Here is a 20,985-nt window from a genome sequence, read left to right as displayed (position 1 = left end):
GAGAACCCGGCCCAATCGCGCGAGATGCCCATCAGCCTGCTGGCCTCGTCGAGCGCGGCCACCGGATCGCCGAGCACCTCGAACAGCCCGGCGGGCCGCAGGCTGGACACAAACGTCTTCGCGCGGAAGCAGTCGAGGCCCTGCCTCGCGCCGGGACCATCCAGCCAGTGCCGGAGAACCGCGAAGGAAAGAACACAGCCACATCGCGCTGCGGACGCGGACGCGCAGCAAGCAACAGAGGCCTACCCACGCTAAGCCGAGACCACCCAGCCAGCGCTGGCGGAACCGTGCGAGACCGCGAAGGAAAGAACCCGGGCCAGGCGACGCACCGGACGTAGACTTCCTTGTGTGGCAGGCAATCGGGCGCTCGCGTGGGCCGGGGCGACCGCCGCGGTGGGCGGCGGCGTCGGGCTCGCCTTGCCGACCGCGCACTACCTGCCGTCGCACCTGCCGCCCGGCGCGGCGGAGCCCGACCTGGATCTCGGCCTCCGCCTGGCGTGCGCCGGAGCGCTGGCACTCGCGTTCGCCCTGGCGGTTCTGACCCTGCGCCGACATCAGGCCGAACCCCTGGCCTTCACCACCCTAACCGGAATCGCGGTAGCCGGAATCCTCCTGCGCTACCTCGTGATCACGCTCCCCGGCGCGGACCGCCTCGCCCCGTCCGCCGCAGTACAGCCGACGGCCGGGGCGTGGGTGCTGCTCGCCTCTGGCCTGGTCTTGGCCGCGACCGGACTCGCCGCAGCGGCTGCCGCTCAGCGAGGCCGATAAGTCACTGCAGCAGCGCGACACACTCCACGTGGTGCGTCATCGGGAACGCGTCGAAAGCCCGCAGATCCGTCAGCGAATACCCGTGCTCGGAGAAGAACTGCACGTCCCGCGCCAGCGCCGCCGGGTCGCAGGCCACGTAGACGATCCGGTCCGGCTCACCGGCCGCGATCGCGTTGACGACCTCTCGGCCGGCCCCCTTGCGCGGCGGGTCGAGCACCACGACGTCGACCGGCGTCGGAGCGTCCCCGATGAGGTGTTCCACGCGCCCGGAACGCCAGCTGACCTGCGGCAGGTCGGAAAGATTGCGCTCGCCGTCCGTCACCGCGCGCCGGCCGGATTCGATCGCCAGCACCTGCCCGTCCGGGCCGACCTGCTCGGCCAGCACCGAGGCGAACAGCCCGACCCCGGCGTACAGATCCCAGGCGACCCCGCCGCGCGGCGCGTCCGCCCATTCCCGGACAAGTTCCGCGAGCGTGTCCGCCGCGAGCGGGTGGACCTGCCAGAATCCGTGCGCGTCGAACCGCCAGTCCCGCCCGGCCGCGTGCTGGATCGCCATGCCGCCGGACAGCTGCTTGCCCTGCGTGCGCCCGCGCACCGTGACGAGTTCGCGCAGGTGGAGGTGGTTGTCGCCGTCGCTGGTCGTTTCCAGTTCGACGCCCGGCCGCCAGCGCTTGCTCAGCGCGGCGTCGAGCGAGCCCGGCACCGCGATCGGGCAGTCGTCGATCGGGATGACGCGGTGGCTGTGGTGCGCGCGCAGCCCGGCCCGGCCGTCGCGTCCGGCGACCAGCCGCACCCGGCTGCGCCAGCCGAGCGGACTGTCGTCGAGCGCTTCTACGACCACCTCGCGCTCGATCCCGGCGAGCCGCTGCAGCTGTTCGGCCACCACCGCGGCCTTCAGCTCACGCTGGTAGGCCGGTTCGGCGTGCTGCCAGTCGCAACCTCCGCAGCCGCCCGGCGCGGCAAGCGGGCACGGCGGCGTCACCCGGTGCTCGGACCCGCTGAGCACCTCGATCGCGTCCGCCCGGCAGAACGAGCCGCCCTTGTCTTCAGTCACTTCCGCCCGGACGCGTTCGCCCGGCAGCGCGTGCCGCACGAACAGCACTCGTCCGTCCACACGCGACACGCAGTGCCCGCCGTGCGCGACCGGACCCACTTCCAGTTCCAGTACGCGGCCTAGCCAGCTGTCGCTCATTCCGATGATTCCTTTGTCGCAGGGGCTGGCTTCTTGGCGTCCGCCGGTCGAGCGGTGCCGGGGGTGAACCCGCGCCGGACGTCACCGGCGGAGGGGCGGGCCTTGCGCATCCGCGCGGCGGCCTTCTGCGACGACTCCAGCTGCCACGGCACGCTCGCCACGACCACGCCCGGCTGGAACAGCAGCCGTCCCTTGAGCCGCAACGCACTCTGGTTGTGCAGGACCTGCTCCCACCAGTGCCCCACGACGTACTCGGGAATGAACACGGTGACGACGTCGCGCGGGTTGGCGCCGCGCACGCGCTTCACGTAATCCAGCACCGGCTTCGTGATTTCCCGGTACGGCGATTCGACGACCTTCAGCGGCACCTTGAACTTGTGCGCTTCCCATTCCTGGGTCAGCGCGCGCGTGTCGGCGTCGTCCACGTTGACCGTGACCGCCTCGAGCACATCCGGGCGCATCGCCTTGGCGTAGGCCAGCGCACGCAGCGTCGGCCGGTGCAGTTTGGACACCAGCACGATCGCGTGGTTGCGCGAGGGCAGCACGGTCGGCGCGTCGCCCATGTCCTTGAGCTCTTCCGACACCCGGTCGTAGTGCTTCCGGATCGCCGTCATCAGCGCGAAAATCGCCACCATCGCGGCGATCGCGATCCACGCGCCGAGCAGGAACTTCGTGATCAGCACGATCACCAGCACGACGCCGGTCATGGTCAGGCCGACCGCGTTCACCGTCTGCGAACGGCGCATCCGCCGCCGCGCCGCCGGGTCGGTTTCCTTGGCCAGCAACCGGTTCCAGTGCCGGATCATGCCCGCCTGGCTCACCGTGAACGACACGAACACGCCCACGATGTACAGCTGGATCAGCCGGGTGACCTCCGCGTCGAACGCGATGATCAGCACGAGCGCGAAGGCCGCGAGGAACAGGATGCCGTTGGAGAACGCGAGCCGGTCGCCGCGGGTGTGCAGCTGCCGCGGCAGGTAGCGGTCCTGGGCGAGGATCGAGCCGAGCACCGGGAAGCCGTTGAACGCGGTGTTCGCGGCCAGCAGCAGGATGATGCCGGTGGAGAACGAGATGTAGTAGAACGCGGGCGGGAAGCTCTCGAACACCGCGTGCGCGATCTGCGCGACGATCGTCTTCTGCTCGTAGCCCGCGGGCGCGCCCGCCAGCTGCCGCGCCGGGTCCTCGGCGAAGTTCACCTTCGTGACGACCGCGAGCGTGATGATCCCGACGAGCATCGTCACCGCGAGCACGCCCATCAGCAGCAGCGTGGTGGCCGCGTTCTTCGACTTCGGCTTGCGGAACGCGGGCACGCCGTTGCTGATCGCCTCGACCCCGGTCAGCGCCGCCGCGCCGGACGAGAACGACCGCAGGATCAGGAACACGAACGCGACGCCCGCCCAGCTGCCTTCCTCGTGCAGCGTGAAGCCCGCGCTCTCGGCGCGCATCTCGGTGCCGGTGAAGGTCTGGAACAGCCCCCAGACGACCATGATCAGGATGCCGGCGATGAAGCCGTAAGTGGGAATGGCGAACGCTTTGCCCGATTCGCGCACCCCGCGGAGGTTGAGCGCGGTCAGCACGGCGACGATCACCACGGCGGTGATCACCTTGTGGTTGGCCACCCACGGGATCGCCGAGCCGATGTTGGCGACACCGGACGAAGTGGACACCGCGACGGTCAGCACGTAGTCGACCAGCAGGGCGCTCGCCACTGTCAGGCCGAACTTCCCGCCGAGGTTGGTGGTCGCGACCTCGTAGTCGCCGCCGCCGCTCGGATACGCGTGGACGTTCTGCCGGTACGACGCCACGACGACGAGCATGACCAGCGCGACCGCGACCCCGATCCAGGGCGCGAAGGCGTACGCGGACAAGCCGGCGACGCTCAGCGTCAGGAAGATCTCCTCCGGCGCGTAGGCCACGCTGGACAGCGCGTCGGAGGCGAAAATGGGCAGCGCGATGCGCTTGGGCAACAGCGTGTGGGCAAGACGGTCGCTGCGGAACGGACGTCCGAGGACCAGCCGCTTCAGCACGGTCGGGAACTTCGACACCACGAGAGCGTAACCGGGTGGGCGCAAGGTAGGTTCGGCGCTGGTGTCCGAGGGTACCCACGACCGGGTCATCCCCACCCTGCGAGGAGGCTAAGCGTGCACGTGGTGATCATGGGATGCGGCCGCGTCGGCGCGTCTCTGGCCGCGGCGCTGGAGCGGCTCGGCCACGACGTGGCCGTCATCGACAAGAACCAGCAGGCGTTCCGCAGGCTGGGCAGCGACTTCCACGGCCAGCAGGTCGTCGGGGCGGGTTTCGACCGCCGGGTGCTCGTCGAGGCCGGGATCGAGCGGGCGGGCGCCTTCGCGGCCGTGTCGAGCGGCGACAATTCCAACATCATCTCCGCGCGGGTCGCGCGCGAGAACTTCGGCATCGAGCACGTGGTCGCGCGGATCTACGACCACAAGCGCGCCGCGGTCTACGAACGGCTGGGCATCCCGACCGTCGCGACCGTGCCGTGGACGACCGACCGGTTCCTGCGCACCCTGCTGCCCGACGGCGTCGCCTCCGCGTGGCGCGACCCGTCCGGCAACGTCGCGCTGCTGCAACTGCCGCTGCACGAGGGCTGGGTCGGCCGCAGCGTGCGCGAACTGCAGGAGACCACCGGCGCGCGGGTGGCGTTCATGATGCGTTTCGGCACCCCGGTGCTGCCGGACGCGAAGACCGTCGTGCAGGCCGACGACGACGTGTGGGTGGCGGCGCGATCGGGCACCGTCGGAGACGTGACGAGCCTGGCCGCTCGCGCCCCCGAGGAGGAGAACTGATGCGGGTCGCGATCGCGGGCGCGGGAGCCGTCGGGCAGTCCATCGCCGCGGAGCTCATCGACGGCAACCACCAGGTGATGCTGATCGAGCGCGACGCCGACCAGTTCGAGCCGGAATCCGTTCCGCAGGCCGACTGGGTGCTCGGCGACGCGTGCGAGGTGTCGATCCTCGAGGAGTCCGGCATCGAACGCTGCGACGTCGTGATCGCGGCGAGCGGCGACGACAAGGCGAACCTCGTGGTGTCGCTGCTGGCGAAGACGGAGTTCGCGGTGCGCCGCGTGGTGGCGCGGGTGAACAACCCGGCCAACGAATGGCTGTTCACCGACGCGTGGGGCGTCGACGTGGCCGTGTCGACCCCGCGGATGCTCGCCGCGATGGTCGAGGAGGCGGTGAGCGTCGGCGATCTGGTGCGGCTCATGACGTTCCGGCAGGGGCAGGCGAACCTGGTGGAACTCACCCTGCCGGAGGAGACGCCGCTGGCGGGCAAGCCGGTGAGCGAGCTGGCGCTGCCGCGCGACGCGGCGCTGGTGACCATCCTGCGCGGCGACCGGGTGATCGTGCCGCAGCCGGAGGATCCGCTGGAGGCGGGCGACGAACTGCTGTTCGTCGCGACCTCGGACGTCGAACCGGAGATCCGCTCGGCCCTGGGCTACTAGCGCCCCAATGTGGCGTTGGGTGCGTCAGACGCACCCAACGCCACATTGGGTGCGTCGCATGCACCCAATGCCACATTGGGGTCGTGCTGGTCAGGTTTCGGGAGTCGGGGCTTCGGCGTACTTCTGCCGCAAACGCGCTTCCAGCTGCGCGTCGGTTTCCGGCTCCGGCTCTTCCTCGGCGAGGGCCTTCAGCCGCTTGTCGGAGCGGCGCACCGCCCAGACGACCACCAGCAGCCCGATCGCGTACAGCGGGTAGCCCATCGCGATCTTGGCGAACGCGAGCCAGCCGGTCTGGTTTCCGTCGTACAGCCACCGCTGCACCACGAACCGGGCGGCGAAGATGACGGCCATCGCGAGCGTCGCGACGTCGTAGCCGTAGCGGGACGGCTTGTCCTTGCGCCAGGCGGTGCCGTTGCCGTTGAGCGCGTTCCAGACGACGCCCGCCAGCGGCCAGCGCACCAGCACCGAGATCACGAACACGCCGCAGTACACGAGGCTGGCCCAGATGCCGAAGAGGAAGAACCCCTTCGCGGACCCGGTGCGGAACGCGATGAACGCCGCGATCGCGACGCCGAAGAACCCCGAGATGGCCGGCTGCAGCGGCTCCTTGCGCACGACGCGCAGGACGGTGATCGCCACCGCGCTGCCGATCGAGCCCCAGATCGCCACGGTGAGCCCGAAGATCGCGTTCAGGAGGACGAAGACGATGACCGGCACCGAGGAGTAGAACAGGCCGGAAACCCCGCCCATCTGCTCCATCAGCGTCGGCTGCCGCTCTTCGTCGCCCCCGTTTCCGGGCGCGTCCTTCTCGTCGCGGGGAGCAGCGGGTTCAGTCACGAGCGTTGATCACCCTACCGGGCTCTGGAGTTCGTAATACGGGTTGTAGAGCACCTTCTGCCCGTCCCGTTCGGCCATCCGGCCGCGGACCTTGACGGTGCGGCCGGGCTCGATGCCGGGAATCCGGCGCCTGCCCAGCCAGATTAGCGTCACGCCCTGCGTGCCGTCGAACAGCTCCGCCTGCAGCGAGGCGGGCCCGTCGGTCGGCGACAGCTCGACGCTGCGCAGCCTGCCGAGCACGGTCACCTCTTCGCCGGACCGGCAGTCGCAGGCGCGCTGCGCGCCCTCGGCACCCGACCTCTCGGACATCTCGTCGGCGTCGAGGTCCTCGACGTCGCTGGTCAGCTTGCGAACCAACCGGCTGAAGTAGCCGCCGTCCTTGGCGGACATGGTGTGCTCCTGTGCTCCGGGGCCCCCGACTTCGTTCGGCCCGTGCGTGTTCCAGCGTAGCTGTGGTCCCAGTCAGGGAAACGGGTTTGGGGCAAGATCGCAACGTGACGTCCGCAATCCATGTCCCGGCCGCCGTCCTACTGCCCGGTACCGGCTCTGACGAGGTCTTCGTGCGCTCGGTGTTCGGGGGGCCGCTCGCTGCGCTGGGAGTGCCGCTGATCACGCCCGCGCCGGTTGCCGGGCCCGGTCTCGCGGAGGCGTTTCTGGCGGAGCTGGACGGTCTCGCTGACCGGTACGGGACGGTGCTGGTGGGCGGGATTTCGTTCGGGGCGCATCTCGCGGCGGAGTGGGCGGTGGCGAATCCCGGGCGTTGCGGGGGGCTGCTGGCGGCGCTCCCGGCTTGGAATGGGGAATCCGGGTCCGCGCCCGCGGCGTTGGCTGCGACGGTCACAGCGGATCTGGTGGCCGCTTCGGGGGTTGAAGGGGCGGTCACGCAGGCTTCGGCGGGGAGTCCGGGGTGGCTCGCGGCCGAGCTGGGGCGGGCTTGGCGGCGGCACGGGAGCGGGCTGGAGGCCGGGCTGCGGGTGGCTGCCGGGCGGGCCGCGCCGACGCTGGAGGCGTTGCGGGGGGTGGAGGTTCCGGCCGGGGTCGGAGGGTGTTCGGACGATCCGATCCATCCGGCGGCGGTTGCCCGGAAGTGGGCAGGGGCGTTGCCTCGGGGGCGGTACGGGGAGACGACGCTTGCCGCGCTGGGGGTTGACCGGGAGTCGCTGGGGAGGGCGACTGTTCTGGCGTTTTTGCGGGCGTTGCCGGATGCGCCGTGAGTTCCGGCGGGGCTGGTTGCGCGCGCCGGTTAAGTCCGTGAAGGGAATCCTGGGGGAATCAGAGCCGGTGCCAGGAACTTAATAAGCCGCGCAACCCCGGCCCACTGACCGTCCACAAAGGACGTCAACAGCACCGGAATGCCCTATTTGTCACCATGTGGCCGGGTCTTGAAGTCCGTGAGGGGGCCCTTGAGGGAATCTGACCTGGATTCACCGGTGTTTGTGGTGGTGTAGGTCGTGTCTGGACGCGCAGATGCCCTCTGGCTTGGGATGATTGTTCTTGCGACAGAGCAATTGTCACCGAGCGAGAGGGCATCTGCTGGATGCGATCATTGCATACTGCCGGGTCGGTGTCGGCGAGGTTCGACGATCCGGGTCTGGTGTCGCATGCGGGGCTGGTGCCGGTGATGCGGCTGGCCGAGGCTGCGGGGCTGGGCGGGCTGGCCGACGAGCTGCTGACGCTCGGGACCACGGCGGGATCCAACGCCGGGGCGAAGGTGTCGACGATCGTGGCGGGGATGGCGGCCGGGGCGGACTCGATCGACGATCTCGGCATCGTCCGCCACGGCGCGATGCCGCGGTTGTTCGCCGGGGCGCGGGCGCCCTCGACGCTGGGGGTGTTCCTGCGCGATTTCACCCCCGGCCACGTCGCGCAGCTGCAGAACGTCGCCGCCGGGGTGCTGCGGGACCTGGCCGCGCGGGCTCCGCTGCTGCCCGGGATCGACCAGCTGGCGTTCCTCGACGTCGACGCGAAGATCACCCGCGTGTTCGGGCCGGGCAAGGAAGGCGCCGCGGTCGGCTACACGAAGGTCCGGGGGCTGAACTTCCTCGCCGGGTGCCTGTCCTCGCCGACCTGCGCCCCGGTGGTCACCGGGACCCGGCTGCGCGGCGGGCAGGCCCACTCCGCCCGCAACGTGGTGTCGTTCGTGCGCGCGAACATCGCGGCCGCCCGCGCCTGCGGCGCGACCGGAACCCTGGTGGTCCGGCTGGACTCCGGGTTCTACCACGGGGACATCCTCGCCGCGATCCTCGACGAGGGAGCCCGGTTCTCCGTCACCGCACCGCAGAACCCCGCGGTCCGCGCCGCGATCGCCGCCATCGACGAGAGCGCCTGGCAGCCCATCGGCTACGGCCGCCCCGCCCACGAGGGACACGACAGCGAACAGGCCCGTGCCGAGGTCGCGGAAACCCCCTGCACCGCGTTCACCAACCCCACACGCAACGGCCAGCGCATCACCGCCCGCCTCGTCGTCCGCCGCGTCCGCGACACCACCGCCGGCGACGCGACCGGGGAACTGTTTCCCGATCTATCGCTACCAGGCCGTGTTCACCAACACCGGACTCGGCACCGCCGCCGCCGAAACCTGCCACCGCGGCCGCGCCGGAACCATCGAGCAGATCTTCGCCGACCTCAACGACTCCGCCCTCGCCCACTTCCCCTCCGGCCGCTTCCACGCCAACGCCGCCTGGCTCGCCCTCGCCGCAATCACCCACAACCTCCTGCGCGCCGCCGGATCCCTCGCCAGCCCATTCCACGCCCGAGCCCGCACCGGCACCATCCGCGCCCAGCTGATCGCCGTCGCCGCCCGCATCACCCGCACCGCCCGCACCACCGCCCTGCGCCTGCCACGCGCCTGGCCCCGGTCCGCGAGCTTCCTCTCCCTGTTCACCGCCACCCACCGACAAACCTGACCCACCCGAACCCACCCGACCCGACCGGAGAACCCACAGTGGAACGCGCTGGTGCGACGCCAGCCACACCAACACGCCCACACCCCCGAAACACAACCCACACCCACCAACAACATCAACAAAAAACCACCCGGTGGATCCAGGTCTGATTCCCTCAAGGCCCCCTCACGGAACTTGTGGTCAGCCCTGCTGCTCGGCGATGTGCTGGGCGACTGCGTCCGGCAGCGTGATGGGGAGCGGGGTGCGCACCGGCATCGGCGAGTTGCCGCGGTCGACGATGGTGCTGCGCACGATCGCGCGCAGCACTTCGGGGGCCTGCGAAGCGGTGGACTGCGGGCCCGCGATGACGCCGCGCAGCATCCAGCGCGGGCCGTCCACTCCGACGAAGCGCAGCGCTACGTCGCCGACGATCGCGGACAGTTCCATGCCCCATTCGCCCCGGCCCACGTTGACCTTCGCGCCGTCCGCGCGCAGCTGGTCGGCCAGTTCGTTGCTGACCTCGCGCCACAGGCCGCCGGATTTCGGGGCCGCGTAGGCGCTGACGGTGATCTGCCCGACCTCCGTCACGACGTGCACCGCTCGCACGCCGCCTTCCTCCGGGTCCATTTCGACCTGCACCTGCGAGCCGTCCGGCACTGGCACGCGCACTGAGCCCAGGTCGATGCGCGGGATGCCGTCTTCCTCCGCTTCGGTGGCGTCGAACGGACCGTCGGTCGTTTCCGACAGCTGGTCCTCGGGTTCGAGCGCGTCGTCGGCGCCGTCAGCTTCGGCGCTTTCGCCGCGCTGGGAAGCGACGCCCCCGGTCTCGTCGTCGCCGGACCGGCGCTTGCGTCCGAAAATCCCCACTATCGTTCCGTTCCTTCCCCGGTGCCCGCGCCGGTGTCTCCGGCGCCGGGTGCCAGTGTGGCGTGCCCGCCGGTCGAGCCGTAACCTCCCGCGCCGCGTTCGGTCTCCTCGAGTTCGGCGACCTCGACGAATTCCGCGTGCTCCACGCGCTGGATCACCAGCTGCGCGATCCGGTCGCCGCGCGCCAGCACGATCTTCTCGCGCGGGTCGTGATTGACGAGGCAGACTTTGATCTCGCCGCGGTAGCCCGAGTCGATCGTGCCGGGAGTGTTGACCACCGACAATCCGACGCGCGCCGCGAGCCCCGAGCGAGGGTGCACGAACCCGGCGTACCCGGAAGGCAGCGCGATCGCGACCCCGGTGCCGACGACCCCGCGCTCGCCGGGTCCGAGCACGATATCCGAGGTGGTGACGAGATCGGCCCCGGCGTCGCCGGGCCGGGCATAGGCGGGCGGCGGGACTTCGGGGTCGAGCCGCTGGAGGAGGACCTGAACGCTGGACACGGGCGGCGAGACTACCCTTGATGTGTGGCTGACCGCGTGAACACCGCCGCGACGGGCGTCGTCGCACACTCCGAACGGCTCTACCTCCCCTGGTGGGGCTGGCCCCTGCCGATGGCCGGAGCGATCCTGCTTGGCGTCGAAGTCCACCTCGGCTACCCGTCGATCCCCCTGTGGATCCCGCTCGCGATCGCCGTGCCCGTCATGGCCGCGCTGCTGCTCTCGCTTGGCCGGGCGAAAGTCAAGATCACCAGCGGCGACGACCCCGAACTCTGGCTCGGCGACGCCCACCTGCCCCTGCGCTACGTCGGCGAAATCACCGTCGTGGAAAAAGACGCCAAACGCCACGCCCTTGGCCGCGACGGCGACCCCGCCGCCTTCGTCATGCACCGCGGCTGGGTAGGCCCCGCAGTCCGGATCACGCTGACAGACCCCTCGGACCCCACCCCGTACTGGCTCTTCAGCACCCGCAAACCAAAACGAGTAGTAGAGCTGCTCCGCACCAACGCCTGACCCCAGGTCCGTGAGGGGAACCCTCACGGACTCAGAGTCCCTCAGGGTTCCCCTCACGGACCTAGCAGCACCCGCGCACCCAAAGCTCCAAGCACCCAGCCCGCGCCCTGCACCCCGATACGAAGCCGCCCTGCGGTTCGGGGGTGCTTGTCAAGGCATCTTTCCCGCCTTGACAAGCACCCCCGAACCGTCAGCACAATCAAGCTTCGGGGTGGTGGGCGCCCAAAGCGGCAATGTCGCCGCCAGGCGACGAGCCGCCCCGAACACGAGTAAGGGGGCCGACCACATGGCCGACCCCCGTGCTTACCCGGTCATCCCAAGACCGCGAAAACGCTGACCCCGTGCATCTCCCCTAGATCTCCCCGAGAAAATCCCCAGGTCAGGCGCAATCGCGGCAGATCAGCCTGCCGCCGTTGTCCTCGGCGAGCCTGCTCCGGTGGTGCACCAGGAAGCAGACCGAGCAGGTGAACTCGTCCGCCTGCTTCGGCACGACCTTCACGGTCATGTCTTCCCCGGAGAGCCCGGAGAGGTCCGCGCCGGGAAGCTCGAAGTTCTCCGCGGTCGCGTCCTCGTCGACGTCGACGACGCCGGACTGGTTCTCGTTGCGCCGAGCCTTCAGCTCCTCCAACGAGTCTTCGGCCAGCTCGTCGGCTTCGCTGCGGCGCGGAGCGTCGTAGTCGGTAGCCATGGTGTCCCTCACCCCTGCGATTCAGCGTGTCGTCCTGCACCGGTTCCGGAGGCGCCCGATACCGGTCGTGCCGCTGGTCAACGTTCCAGCGCCCCTGTTTGTGCCCGGCCTGCGAGTGACCCAGGTCTCAACCTGGTTGACCTCGTCCGGCGGCCGGAGCCCGGGAAGGGTAGCTCACCGCCGGGCGCGCCTCGCACCGAGTCGGACATTGCTGCTCCAGCGTCACCCGGGAGGGGGAACGCGCAGGTGAGACGCCTGTCCTCCGTTCGGGTTGCCCCGGCGTCGCGAACGTCACCTCGCGGCCGTGTCCGCTTGCTCCCGCCGAGCCGTCCGTGGTGCGATCGCCACGGAGGGGCATTACGCGGAACGGGTGAAGGTGACCCGCGACACCGCGCGCCGCGGCCAGCGCCTAGGCTCACCGGCTACCACGCCGGTGCGTACGCTGGCGGTTACCGCGAGGCGCGGCGGGGTTACCGCGGCCGGTTCTGCGAGGGGAAGGGACGGGGCAGGTGGCGTCGGGGAACGGGTCGGGGAACCGTGGTGCGCGGCCTTATCGCAAGCACCGTCCGCTGCCCGCGTTGATCGTGATCGGCGTGCTCGCGCTCGGCGCGGTGTTCGTCTGGGTCAACGCCGTGGTCGGCCGCGGCGACGTCGACGAGGCGGTGCGCTGCAATCCCGAGCCCAAAGCCCCGCCGGGAATGACCTACACCTCGGTGCCGCACAACGGCCTGGACGACCACTCGCCGATGCCCCCGGACAAGGTCGCGCTGAAGGTGCTCAACGCGAGCAGCACGCGCGGGCAGGGCAGCATCGCCACCAACGCGCTCCGCGATCTCGGCTTCACCGCGATCGGCGATCCCGGCAACGACCCGGCGTACCCGAAGGGCGACGCGCGCTGCCGCGGCCAGATCCGCTACGGCGACAACGGCGCCGCCGCGGCCCGCACGGTCAGCCTCGTGATCCCCTGCGCCGAACTGGTCCACGACACCCGCAAGGACGCCACCGTCGACCTGGCCACCGGCAAGCTGTTCACCGACATCCAGCCCCGCCCCGAGGCGGTCAAGATCCTTAAGCAGCTCACCGCCTGGTCGCAGTCGCATCAGGGCGGCGGCAGCAGCGAGCAATCGGCCAGTCCCGGCGCGCCAGTGATCGACCAGACGCTCCTGGCCTCGGCCCGCGCCGTCACCTGCTGACCTCGTCCGCGAACGAGATCAGCAGGCACGACCCGCGGTCACACCTCCGCCGCCCCTCCCGCCGCCAACGCCGCGCGCAGGTCCGCCGCGATCCCCGGCGACGCCGCGAACGTCGAGTCCTCCCCCAGATCGGCCGCCTCGCCCGGCAGCAGCACCGTCGCGCCCGCTTCCTGGGCCACCAACGCCCCAGCCGCCCAGTCCCAGCGGTGCAGGCCGTGCTCGAAGAATCCGTCCAGCCAGCCGGCCGCGACGGCGCACAGGTCCAGCGAGGCCGCTCCCCCGCGGCGAATGTCGCGCACGCGCCCGACCAGGTCCGCCGTCAGCTTGCCCTGCCGGACCCGGCGGTCCCGCGCGTAGGAGAACCCCATCCCGACGAGCGCCAGGTCCAGCCGGTCCGCCTTCGACACCGACAGCCGGTCGCCGTCGAGCCACGAACCGCCGCCCCGGACGGCCGTCCAGCGCCGCCCGCTCACCGGCTCCACGACCGCTCCCGCGACCGACACCCCGTCGATCTGCGCGGCGATCGACACCGCGAAGGCCGGCAGGCCGTAAAGGAAGTTGACCGTCCCGTCGATCGGATCGACCACCCAGGTGACCCCGCCCCCGACCGAACCGCCGCCCTCCTCCCCCAGCACCGGTTCCCCGGGCCGGATCCGCGCCAGCCGCGCGCGCACCAGTTCCTCCGACTCCCGGTCCACCGCGGTCACCACGTCGGTCTCCGCCGACTTCGTGTCCACCGCGACCTCGCCGCCGGACCGCATCCGCACCCATGCCGTCCGGACCAGGTGCGCGGCCTCGACCGCGACCTGCTCGGCGGTGTCCTTCAGGTCGTTCCGCATCGCCTCGTCAACTCCCACGCCCGCCATGTCATCACATCCGGTTAAAGTCTCCGCAGCAGACTTCTGAATCGTGCGAGAAGGGACCACGTCAGTGACGGCGACCCGAGGTTTCGGAATCGACATCGGCGGCAGCGGGATCAAAGGCGCGCTGGTCGATTTGGAACAGGGACAGCTCATCGGGGACCGGCACCGGATCGAAACGCCGCAGCCGTCGACGCCGGACGCGGTGGCGGACGTCGTCGCCGAGATCGTCCGCGCGGCGGAGTGGGACGGCCCGGTCGGCGTCACGCTCCCCGCGGTCGTGAAGAAGGGCACCGCGCACACCGCGGCCAACATCGACCGCAAGTGGATCGGCACGGACGCCGAGGCGCTCTTCGCGAAGCGGCTCGGCAAGGGCGTCGAGGAAGTCACGATGCTCAACGACGCCGACGCCGCGGGCCTCGCCGAGGTCCGCTTCGGCGACGCGGCCGCGCGCACCGGCGTGACCGCGCTGCTCACCTTCGGCACCGGCATCGGCAGCGCGCTGTTCCACGACGGCAAGCTCGTGCCCAACACCGAATTCGGCCATCTGGAGGTCGACGGCCACGACGCGGAAAAACGCGCCGCCGCTTCGGTGAAGGACAACGAGGGCCTGTCGTACCCGCAGTGGGCCAAGCGGGTGCACCGGTACCTCTCGGTGCTGGAGAACCTGATCTGGCCGGACCTGTTCATCGTCGGCGGCGGCGTCAGCAAGAAGGCCGAGAAGTGGGTGCCGCTGCTCGACATCCGCACGCCGGTGGTCGTCGCGTCGCTGCAGAACAACGCGGGCATCGTCGGGGCCGCCGCGGCCGCCGCGGAGGGCGCCGGGCACTGAGCGGGAAGGCCCGCGCCGGGTCTCGGACCGGTCACCGGGAGGCGCCGGGTAGGGGGCCGGAGGGTGATCGCTTCGCGACGCAGTGGGCCGACGTCGTTACAATGGAACACGGCGCAGGAGCTGCGGAGGTAAAACCGCAGGCCGAGGCGTGTTCCCCGAATGTGAGGCAGCCGAGGTGGCGACATCTCGGCTCGTCATGATCGACCGCTGCGAAAGGGCGTAAGTGGCAGCCGCAAGAACCGCAACCCGAGGCGGGACGAAGACAGCGACCGAAGCCGGCGAGCCGGCCGACGAGGCAGCCACCGGAGCGGCGAAGTCCCCGGCGCGCAAGACCGCCGCGAAGTCGGCGGGCGCGAAGAAGACTCCGGCCAAGAAGGCTCCGGCGAAGAAGGCCGCCGGGAAGACCGGCGACGGCGATCCCGACGGCCCGGTCGACCTCGACGAGGCCGAACTCGACAGCCCGGACCTGTCCGATCTCGAAGAGGTCGAGGTCGACGTCGTCGACGAAACGGTCAACGACGAGACCGACGATGACGACGACTCCGACGACGCGGACGAGGCCGAAACGACCGAAGGGCCCGCGAGCGCGGCCACGTCCACTGCCGCGCGCCGTCGCGCCGCGGCGGCGGACAAGGGCGGCAAGTCCTCGGACAACCCGGACTTCGTGTGGGACGAGGAGGAGTCCGAGGCGCTGCGCCAGGCGCGCAAGGACGCCGAGCTCACCGCGTCGGCCGACTCGGTCCGCGCCTACCTCAAGCAGATCGGCAAGGTCGCGCTGCTGAACGCCGAGGAGGAGGTGGAGCTCGCCAAGCGGATCGAGGCCGGGCTCTACGCCGCCGAGCGCGTGCGCACCGCCGAGGAGGAGGGCGAGAAGCTCGTCACCCAGATGCGCCGCGACCTCAAGTGGATCGTGCGCGACGGCGAGCGGGCCAAGAACCACCTGCTGGAGGCGAACCTCCGGCTCGTGGTGTCGCTGGCCAAGCGCTACACCGGCCGCGGCATGGCGTTCCTGGACCTGATCCAGGAGGGCAACCTCGGCCTGATCCGCGCGGTGGAGAAGTTCGACTACACCAAGGGCTACAAGTTCTCCACGTACGCCACGTGGTGGATCCGCCAGGCGATCACCCGCGCCATGGCCGACCAGGCCCGCACCATCCGCATCCCGGTGCACATGGTGGAGGTCATCAACAAGCTCGGCCGCATACAGCGCGAACTCCTGCAGGACCTCGGCCGCGAGCCGACGCCCGAGGAGCTCGCCAAGGAGATGGACATCTCGCCGGAGAAGGTCCTGGAGATCCAGCAGTACGCGCGCGAGCCGATCTCGCTGGACCAGACCATCGGCGACGAGGGCGACTCGCAGCTCGGCGACTTCATCGAAGACTCCGAAGCGGTCGTCGCGGTGGACGCGGTGTCGTTCACGCTGCTGCAGGACCAGCTCCAGTCGGTGCTGCAGACGCTGTCCGAGCGCGAGGCGGGCGTGGTCCGGCTGCGCTTCGGCCTCACCGACGGCCAGCCGCGCACCCTCGACGAGATCGGCCAGGTCTACGGAGTCACGCGCGAGCGGATCCGGCAGATCGAGTCGAAGACGATGTCGAAGCTGCGCCACCCGTCGCGCTCGCAGGTCCTGCGCGACTACCTGGACTGAGCTTCCCAGTTCCCGCGAAAACCCCGCCCCGCACTACGCGGCGGCGGGGTTTTTCGCGTTTACCGACAACAACGCGCTCGGAGCCGAGCTGGCAATTCCGCGAAATCCTTCCTTCGCCCGACCACAGTGGACGCCGGCCGGTCCGGAAAACCCGGAGACGCGGGATCCCGATGCGAATTACGCTGCGGCACAACCGGAATGCACGGGCCCGGTTCCGGCGGGGGAACGCGCGTCTCGGCGGCACCGCCGAGCAGCGGACGTTCCGCGCCTGTCCGTTTCCCGTTCACAACCGTTCACCCGGAACCCCCGGAACCGTTCCGGAATACTCATCGCCGGTGCACAGTCGCGCACCCACCGCGACACTGGGACCCGGACAAGAGGCTAAAGTCGGTTGTTCTCCGCCCGAACGCGGAAATCGTGATTGTTTGGTTGCCTGAGAACGAAGATCGCAACGGCTGATCGCCATTAAGCTGCGCCCACAACGAGCGTCAGTATTGGAAGGCAGCACCGCCCAGTGTTTTCGACGAAAACTCAATCGCGAGCGAGCCAGGGAAGCCCGGCGGCTTGGAGCGGATCCTCCGGCCCCGGTGAAGCGAGGCAACTGTGATCGGGTTCCTCCTCCGCAGACTCGTCAACTACATCGCCCTGTGCCTCGTCGCGACTTTCGCGGCGTTCTCCTTGGCGTCTCTGTCCTTCAGCCCGCTGGACGCGCTCAAATTGCGCAACCCGCCCGCCCCGCAGGCGACCATCGACGCGAAGGCCGCCGAACTGCATCTCGACCAGGCGATCCCGCACCGGTTCTTCACGTGGCTGGGCGGCGTCATCCAGGGCGACTTCGGCCGCACTGTCGCCGATCAGGCGATCACCGACGAGCTGTTCCGCCGCGCGGGCGTGAGCCTGCGGCTGTTCCTGCTCGGCATCACGATCGGCATCATCATCGGCGTGCTGGTCGGCGTGGTCAGCGCGATCCGGCAGTACAAGATCAGCGACTACCTCGCCACCACGTTCTCCTTCGTGGTGCTGTCGACGCCGGTGTTCGTGATCGCCACGATCCTCAAGGCGGGCGCGCAGTCGGTCAACGACAACCTGCTCGACGGGTACCAGTTCTTCATCGTGCAGGGCGAGGGCGGCGCGATCGACGGCGGTTTCGGCGACGTCCTGCTCGACCGGCTGCAGCACATCATCGTGCCGACCCTGGCGATCGTGCTGACCCAGGTCGCCTACTACAGCCGCTATCAGCGTTCGGCGATGCTCGACGTGCTCGGCTCGGACTTCCTGCGCACCGCGCAGGCCAAGGGCCTCACCCGCAGGCGCGCGCTGTTCAAGCACGGCCTGCGCACCGCGCTGATCCCGATGGCGACGCTGTTCGCGTTCGGCTTCGGCCTGCTCATCACCGGCGGCGTCTTCACCGAGAAGATCTTCGGCTGGTACGGCATGGGCGACTGGCTGGTGACCGGCATCCAGAAGCAGGACACCAACATCGTCACCACCGTGACCCTGTTCATCGCGATCTGCGTGCTGCTCGCCGGCTGGCTCGCGGACGTGCTCTACGCCGCGCTCGACCCGAGGGTGAGGATCTGATGGCCGCCCCATTGAACGAGGCCGACCTCGCCGATTCGGCCGTCGCCGCCACGGAAACGGAGACCGAGCAGCAGAGCGGGAAGTCCTCCAGCCGCGGCAAGCTCGTCTCCCGCCGGTTCTTCCGCAACAAACTGGCCGTCGCCGGCCTGGTCGTGATCCTCCTGTTCTACGTACTGGCGTTCACCTACAGCTGGTATTCGCCGTGGGGCTACGACGAACTCGACCCGGCCTCGACGCTGATGCCGCCGGACGGCACGCACTGGTTCGGCACCAACCAGATCGGCGGCGACATGTTCGCGCAGACCATGCGCGGACTGCAGAAGTCGCTCACCATCGGCCTGCTGGCCGCGCTGTTCTCCACCGGCGTGGCCTCGATCGTCGGCTCCGCGGCCGGGTATTTCGGCGGCTGGACCGACCGGGTGTCGATGTGGGTCGTCGACCTGCTGCTGATCCTGCCGCCGTTCCTGATCATCTCGATCCTGTCGCCGGCCTTCCGCGGCAAGACCTGGCTGATCCTGGTCGGCCTGATCGCGTTGTTCCAGTGGATGATCACCGCCCGCATCGTCCGCGGCATGACGCTGACGCTGCGCGAGCGCGAGTTCGTGAAGGCCGCCAAGTTCATGGGCCAGTCCCCGTGGCGGATCATCTTCAAGCACATCGTGCCGAACATGGCGTCGCTGCTGATCATCGACGCGACGATCAACGTCGGCGTCGCGATCATCATGGAGACGTCGCTGTCGTTCTTCGGCTTCGGCGTGCAGGCGCCGGACGTTTCGCTGGGCACGCTGATCTCGGCGGGCTCCGACGCGGTCCGCACGTTCCCGTGGCTGTTCTACATCCCGGCCGGCTTCCTGGTGTTCACCGTGCTCGCGGTGAACTTCGTCGGCGACGGCCTGCGCGACGCGCTCGACCCGTCGTCCAGCCGTTCGCGGCGCAAGGAACGCAAGCGGATCGAAGAAAAGACCAAGTCGACCACGTCGACGAAGACCGTTGGAGCAGAGGCATGAGCGCCGCACTCGAGTTGAGCGCGGAAACGGGCAAGCCGACCGGCACCGTGCTCGAGGTTTCCGACCTCGAAGTGTCCTTCCCGTCCGAATCCGGCCGCGTGCACGCGGTGCGCGGGCTGAACTACCAGGTCGCCGCGGGCGAGGTGCTTGGCATCGTCGGCGAGTCCGGTTCGGGCAAGTCGGTGTCGTCGCTGGCGGTGATGGGGCTGCTGCCGCCGCAGGCGCGCGTGTCGGGCTCGATCCGCTTCCAGGACAGCGAATTGATCGGCAAGTCCGACACCGAACTGTCGAAGATCCGCGGCAAGAAGATCTCGATGGTCTTCCAGGACCCGCTGTCCGCGCTGACCCCGGTGTACACCGTCGGGGCGCAGATCGCCGAAGCGCTGCTGGTGCACGGCAAGGGCACGGTCACCAAGCAGCAGGCGAACAACCGCGCGGTCGAACTGCTCGACCTGGTCGGCATCCCGAACGCGGCGGCGCGCGCGAAGGCGTTCCCGCACGAGTTCTCCGGCGGCATGCGCCAGCGCGCGGTGATCGCCATCGCGATCGCCAACGACCCGGACCTGATCATCGCCGACGAGCCGACCACCGCGCTCGACGTGACGGTGCAGGCGCAGGTGCTGGAGGTGCTGAAGACCGCGCAGGAGGTCACCGGCGCCGGCATCGTGATCATCACGCACGACCTCGGCGTGGTCGCCGGGTTCGCCGACCGGCTGATGGTGATGTACGCCGGGCGCGCGGTCGAGCAGGGTCCGGTCGACACGATCTACGCCCAGCCGCGGATGCCGTACACGCTGGGCCTGCTCGGTTCGATCCCCCGCGTGGACGCGCGGGAGAAGCAGCCGCTGGTGCCGATCGAGGGCCAGCCGCCGTCGCTGGTGAACCTGCCGTCGGGCTGTCCGTTCGCGCCGCGCTGCCCGCTGGCGATCGAGGCCTGCCACACGGCCGAGCCGGAGCTGTTCACGATCACGCCGGGCAACCCGAACGCGCCGGTCGACACGACGCACCGGGCCGCCTGCATCCGCACCGAGGAACTCGCCAGTCCGGAAGCGGACGCCGCCGAGGTCTACGGCGCCGAGGTGATCGAGGAGGCCGCGGTCGCGTCCGTGCCGCGCGCCCAGCGCTCGACCGTGCTGGACGTGCGGGAGCTGCAGAAGCACTACGCCGTCAGCAAGGGCACCGTCTTCAAGCGCAAGATCGGCACGGTGCGCGCGGTCGACGGGATCACCTTCGACATCGTCGAGGGCGAAACCCTTGGCCTGGTCGGGGAATCCGGCTGCGGCAAGTCGACCACGCTGATGGAGATCCTCGAACTGGCCGCCCCGGCGCACGGTTCGGTCGCGGTGCTCGGCAAGGACGTCGGGAAGCTCTCGGCCAAGGACCGCAAGTCCATCCGCCGCGACCTGCAGGTGGTCTTCCAGGACCCGATGGCCGCGCTCGACCCCCGGCTGCCGATCGGCGACATCATCGCCGAGCCGATGGTCACGCACGGGTTCTCGAAGGAGCGCATCTCCAAGCGCGTGCCGGAACTGCTCGGGCTGGTCGGCCTGCGCCCCGAGCACGCCGACCGGTACCCGGCGGAGTTCTCCGGCGGGCAGCGCCAGCGCATCGGCATCGCGCGGGCGCTCGCGCTGGAGCCGAAGCTGATCGTGCTCGACGAGCCGGTGTCCGCGCTCGACGTGTCGATCCAGGCGGGCGTGATCAACCTGCTGGACGAGCTGAAGGCCAAGCTGGGCCTGTCGTATCTGTTCGTGGCGCACGACCTGTCCGTGGTCCGGCACATCGCCGACCGCGTGGCGGTGATGTACCTCGGCAAGATCGTGGAGATCGGCGACGTCCGCACGGTTTTCGAGGCGCCGCAGCATCCCTACACCCAGGCGCTGCTGTCCGCGATCCCGATCCCGGACCCGGCCAAGGAGCGCGAGCGCGGCCGGATCATCCTCACCGGCGACCTGCCCAGCCCGGCGAACCCCCCGTCGGGCTGCCGGTTCCGCACCCGGTGTTTCGTCTTCTCCCAACTGTCCGAAGAGGACAAGAAGAAGTGCGTCGACGTCGAACCCCCGCGCGAGTCCCGCGCGCAGGACCACGACGTGGCGTGCCACTACGCCAAGACCCGCGAAGTTGTGTAGCCACAATCCGTTGGCACACCAGAAG

General features: G+C 69.8%; 20 protein-coding genes and 1 pseudogene. 13 read left to right on the top strand and 8 right to left on the bottom strand.

Translation table 11 applies throughout. The features are described from left to right. The first annotated feature begins 348 nt into the window (after nt 1-348). Nucleotides 349-768 (top strand): hypothetical protein, encoded by a 420-nt coding sequence (locus ACFORO_RS24710; RefSeq protein WP_377868111.1) that lies wholly within the window; start codon nt 349-351, stop codon nt 766-768. A 1-nt stretch (nt 769) separates the two neighbouring features. Here the strand turns inward: ACFORO_RS24710 and ACFORO_RS24705 are convergent, their stop codons facing one another. Next, entirely contained in the window at nt 770-1,960 is a 1,191-nt protein-coding gene (locus ACFORO_RS24705) for a class I SAM-dependent RNA methyltransferase (RefSeq protein ID WP_377868110.1), read from the bottom strand. Continuing rightward, nucleotides 1,957-4,005, bottom strand: a complete 2,049-nt coding sequence (locus ACFORO_RS24700) for an APC family permease (protein ID WP_354750455.1) — start codon at nt 4,003-4,005, stop codon at nt 1,957-1,959. The genes ACFORO_RS24705 and ACFORO_RS24700 overlap by 4 nt, the downstream gene beginning before the upstream one ends. A gap of 96 nt (nt 4,006-4,101) precedes the next feature. On the opposite strand from ACFORO_RS24700, the gene ACFORO_RS24695 reads away from it, so the two are divergent. Together ACFORO_RS24695 and ACFORO_RS24690 are read left to right on the top strand one after the other, a co-directional pair. After that, nucleotides 4,102-4,767, top strand: coding sequence for a potassium channel family protein (locus ACFORO_RS24695; RefSeq protein ID WP_354750456.1), 666 nt, complete (start codon nt 4,102-4,104; stop codon nt 4,765-4,767). Continuing rightward, a complete protein-coding gene (locus tag ACFORO_RS24690) occupies nt 4,767-5,423 on the top strand; it encodes a potassium channel family protein (RefSeq protein ID WP_344267550.1) in 657 nt (218 codons plus the stop codon). The genes ACFORO_RS24695 and ACFORO_RS24690 overlap by 1 nt, the downstream gene beginning before the upstream one ends. Nucleotides 5,424-5,513: 90 nt before the next feature. On the opposite strand, the gene ACFORO_RS24685 is transcribed toward ACFORO_RS24690, so the two are convergent. Both ACFORO_RS24685 and ACFORO_RS24680 read right to left on the bottom strand, forming a co-directional pair. Continuing rightward, complete coding sequence (locus ACFORO_RS24685) at nt 5,514-6,182, bottom strand: DUF3159 domain-containing protein (RefSeq protein ID WP_354750458.1); 669 nt, start codon at nt 6,180-6,182, stop codon at nt 5,514-5,516. A gap of 87 nt (nt 6,183-6,269) precedes the next feature. Beyond that, on the bottom strand, nt 6,270-6,650 hold the full coding sequence (locus ACFORO_RS24680) for an OB-fold nucleic acid binding domain-containing protein (RefSeq protein ID WP_009075573.1): 381 nt from the start codon (nt 6,648-6,650) through the stop codon (nt 6,270-6,272). 104 nt (nt 6,651-6,754) lie between these two features. Between ACFORO_RS24680 and ACFORO_RS24675 the strand changes: the two genes are divergently transcribed. The 3 genes and pseudogenes from ACFORO_RS24675 to ACFORO_RS24665 all read left to right on the top strand — a co-directional run bounded on the left by ACFORO_RS24675 (nt 6,755) and on the right by ACFORO_RS24665 (nt 9,166). Continuing rightward, a complete protein-coding gene (locus ACFORO_RS24675) occupies nt 6,755-7,474 on the top strand; it encodes an alpha/beta fold hydrolase (RefSeq protein WP_377868109.1) in 720 nt (239 codons plus the stop codon). A 323-nt stretch (nt 7,475-7,797) separates the two neighbouring features. Beyond that, nucleotides 7,798-8,583, top strand: a pseudogene (locus tag ACFORO_RS24670) (transposase); the annotation flags it as partial. Nucleotides 8,584-8,644: 61 nt separating this feature from the next. Next, on the top strand, nt 8,645-9,166 hold the full coding sequence (locus ACFORO_RS24665; RefSeq protein WP_377868175.1) for a transposase: 522 nt from the start codon (nt 8,645-8,647) through the stop codon (nt 9,164-9,166). A gap of 180 nt (nt 9,167-9,346) precedes the next feature. Here the strand turns inward: ACFORO_RS24665 and ACFORO_RS24660 are convergent, their stop codons facing one another. Continuing rightward, nucleotides 9,347-10,012: a DUF3710 domain-containing protein gene (locus ACFORO_RS24660; RefSeq protein WP_354750575.1), complete on the bottom strand. Its 666-nt coding sequence runs from the start codon at nt 10,010-10,012 to the stop codon at nt 9,347-9,349. Further along, nucleotides 10,012-10,515: a dUTP diphosphatase gene (gene dut, locus ACFORO_RS24655; protein WP_344267559.1), complete on the bottom strand. Its 504-nt coding sequence runs from the start codon at nt 10,513-10,515 to the stop codon at nt 10,012-10,014. The genes ACFORO_RS24660 and dut overlap by 1 nt, the downstream gene beginning before the upstream one ends. A 24-nt stretch (nt 10,516-10,539) precedes the next feature. On the opposite strand from dut, the gene ACFORO_RS24650 reads away from it, so the two are divergent. Further along, nucleotides 10,540-11,025: a DUF3093 domain-containing protein gene (locus tag ACFORO_RS24650; RefSeq protein WP_354750574.1), complete on the top strand. Its 486-nt coding sequence runs from the start codon at nt 10,540-10,542 to the stop codon at nt 11,023-11,025. A gap of 379 nt (nt 11,026-11,404) precedes the next feature. Here ACFORO_RS24650 and ACFORO_RS24645 read toward each other — a convergent pair whose 3' ends face one another. Next, nucleotides 11,405-11,713, bottom strand: coding sequence for a DUF4193 domain-containing protein (locus tag ACFORO_RS24645; RefSeq protein WP_013224476.1), 309 nt, complete (start codon nt 11,711-11,713; stop codon nt 11,405-11,407). 509 nt (nt 11,714-12,222) lie between these two features. Here ACFORO_RS24645 and cei point away from each other — a divergent pair. Beyond that, entirely contained in the window at nt 12,223-12,906 is a 684-nt protein-coding gene (cei, locus tag ACFORO_RS24640; RefSeq protein ID WP_354750573.1) for an envelope integrity protein Cei, read from the top strand. 38 nt (nt 12,907-12,944) lie between these two features. Here cei and ACFORO_RS24635 read toward each other — a convergent pair whose 3' ends face one another. Continuing rightward, a complete protein-coding gene (locus ACFORO_RS24635) occupies nt 12,945-13,772 on the bottom strand; it encodes an inositol monophosphatase family protein (RefSeq protein WP_354750572.1) in 828 nt (275 codons plus the stop codon). Between the two features lie 64 nt (nt 13,773-13,836). Between ACFORO_RS24635 and ppgK the strand changes: the two genes are divergently transcribed. The 5 genes from ppgK to ACFORO_RS24610 all read left to right on the top strand — a co-directional run bounded on the left by ppgK (nt 13,837) and on the right by ACFORO_RS24610 (nt 20,960). Next, a complete protein-coding gene (gene ppgK / locus ACFORO_RS24630; RefSeq protein ID WP_377868108.1) occupies nt 13,837-14,598 on the top strand; it encodes a polyphosphate--glucose phosphotransferase in 762 nt (253 codons plus the stop codon). A gap of 223 nt (nt 14,599-14,821) precedes the next feature. Continuing rightward, nucleotides 14,822-16,243: an RNA polymerase sigma factor gene (locus ACFORO_RS24625; RefSeq protein ID WP_377868107.1), complete on the top strand. Its 1,422-nt coding sequence runs from the start codon at nt 14,822-14,824 to the stop codon at nt 16,241-16,243. A gap of 603 nt (nt 16,244-16,846) precedes the next feature. Next, entirely contained in the window at nt 16,847-17,824 is a 978-nt protein-coding gene (locus ACFORO_RS24620) for an ABC transporter permease (RefSeq protein WP_116205697.1), read from the top strand. Continuing rightward, the gene (locus ACFORO_RS24615; protein WP_377868106.1) at nt 17,824-18,831 is read left to right on the top strand and encodes an ABC transporter permease; all 1,008 of its coding nucleotides are present in this window, start codon (nt 17,824-17,826) and stop codon (nt 18,829-18,831) included. Before ACFORO_RS24620 ends, ACFORO_RS24615 begins: the two co-directional genes overlap by 1 nt. After that, entirely contained in the window at nt 18,828-20,960 is a 2,133-nt protein-coding gene (locus ACFORO_RS24610) for an ABC transporter ATP-binding protein (RefSeq protein ID WP_377868105.1), read from the top strand. Before ACFORO_RS24615 ends, ACFORO_RS24610 begins: the two co-directional genes overlap by 4 nt. The last annotated feature ends 25 nt before the right edge of the window (nt 20,961-20,985 follow it).

This window comes from Amycolatopsis halotolerans (assembly GCF_042647905.1).
Taxonomy (GTDB): domain Bacteria; phylum Actinomycetota; class Actinomycetes; order Mycobacteriales; family Pseudonocardiaceae; genus Amycolatopsis; species Amycolatopsis halotolerans.
The sequence above is the reverse complement of the archived record's forward strand: the minus strand, read 5'-3'. Positions and strand labels throughout refer to the sequence as shown.

Excerpts from the sequence above, each read along its gene's own strand:
- ACFORO_RS24705 (WP_377868110.1), bottom strand. The coding sequence starts at position 1,960 with ATGAGCGACAGCTGGCTAGGCCGCGTACTGGAACTGGAAGTGGGTCCG.
- ACFORO_RS24690 (WP_344267550.1), top strand. The coding sequence starts at position 4,767 with ATGCGGGTCGCGATCGCGGGCGCGGGAGCCGTCGGGCAGTCCATCGCC.
- ACFORO_RS24685 (WP_354750458.1), bottom strand. The coding sequence starts at position 6,182 with ATGGAGCAGATGGGCGGGGTTTCCGGCCTGTTCTACTCCTCGGTGCCG.
- ACFORO_RS24680 (WP_009075573.1), bottom strand. The coding sequence starts at position 6,650 with ATGTCCGCCAAGGACGGCGGCTACTTCAGCCGGTTGGTTCGCAAGCTG.
- ACFORO_RS24645 (WP_013224476.1), bottom strand. The coding sequence starts at position 11,713 with ATGGCTACCGACTACGACGCTCCGCGCCGCAGCGAAGCCGACGAGCTG.
- ACFORO_RS24635 (WP_354750572.1), bottom strand. The coding sequence starts at position 13,772 with ATGGCGGGCGTGGGAGTTGACGAGGCGATGCGGAACGACCTGAAGGAC.
- ACFORO_RS24615 (WP_377868106.1), top strand. The coding sequence starts at position 17,824 with ATGGCCGCCCCATTGAACGAGGCCGACCTCGCCGATTCGGCCGTCGCC.
- ACFORO_RS24610 (WP_377868105.1), top strand. The coding sequence starts at position 18,828 with ATGAGCGCCGCACTCGAGTTGAGCGCGGAAACGGGCAAGCCGACCGGC.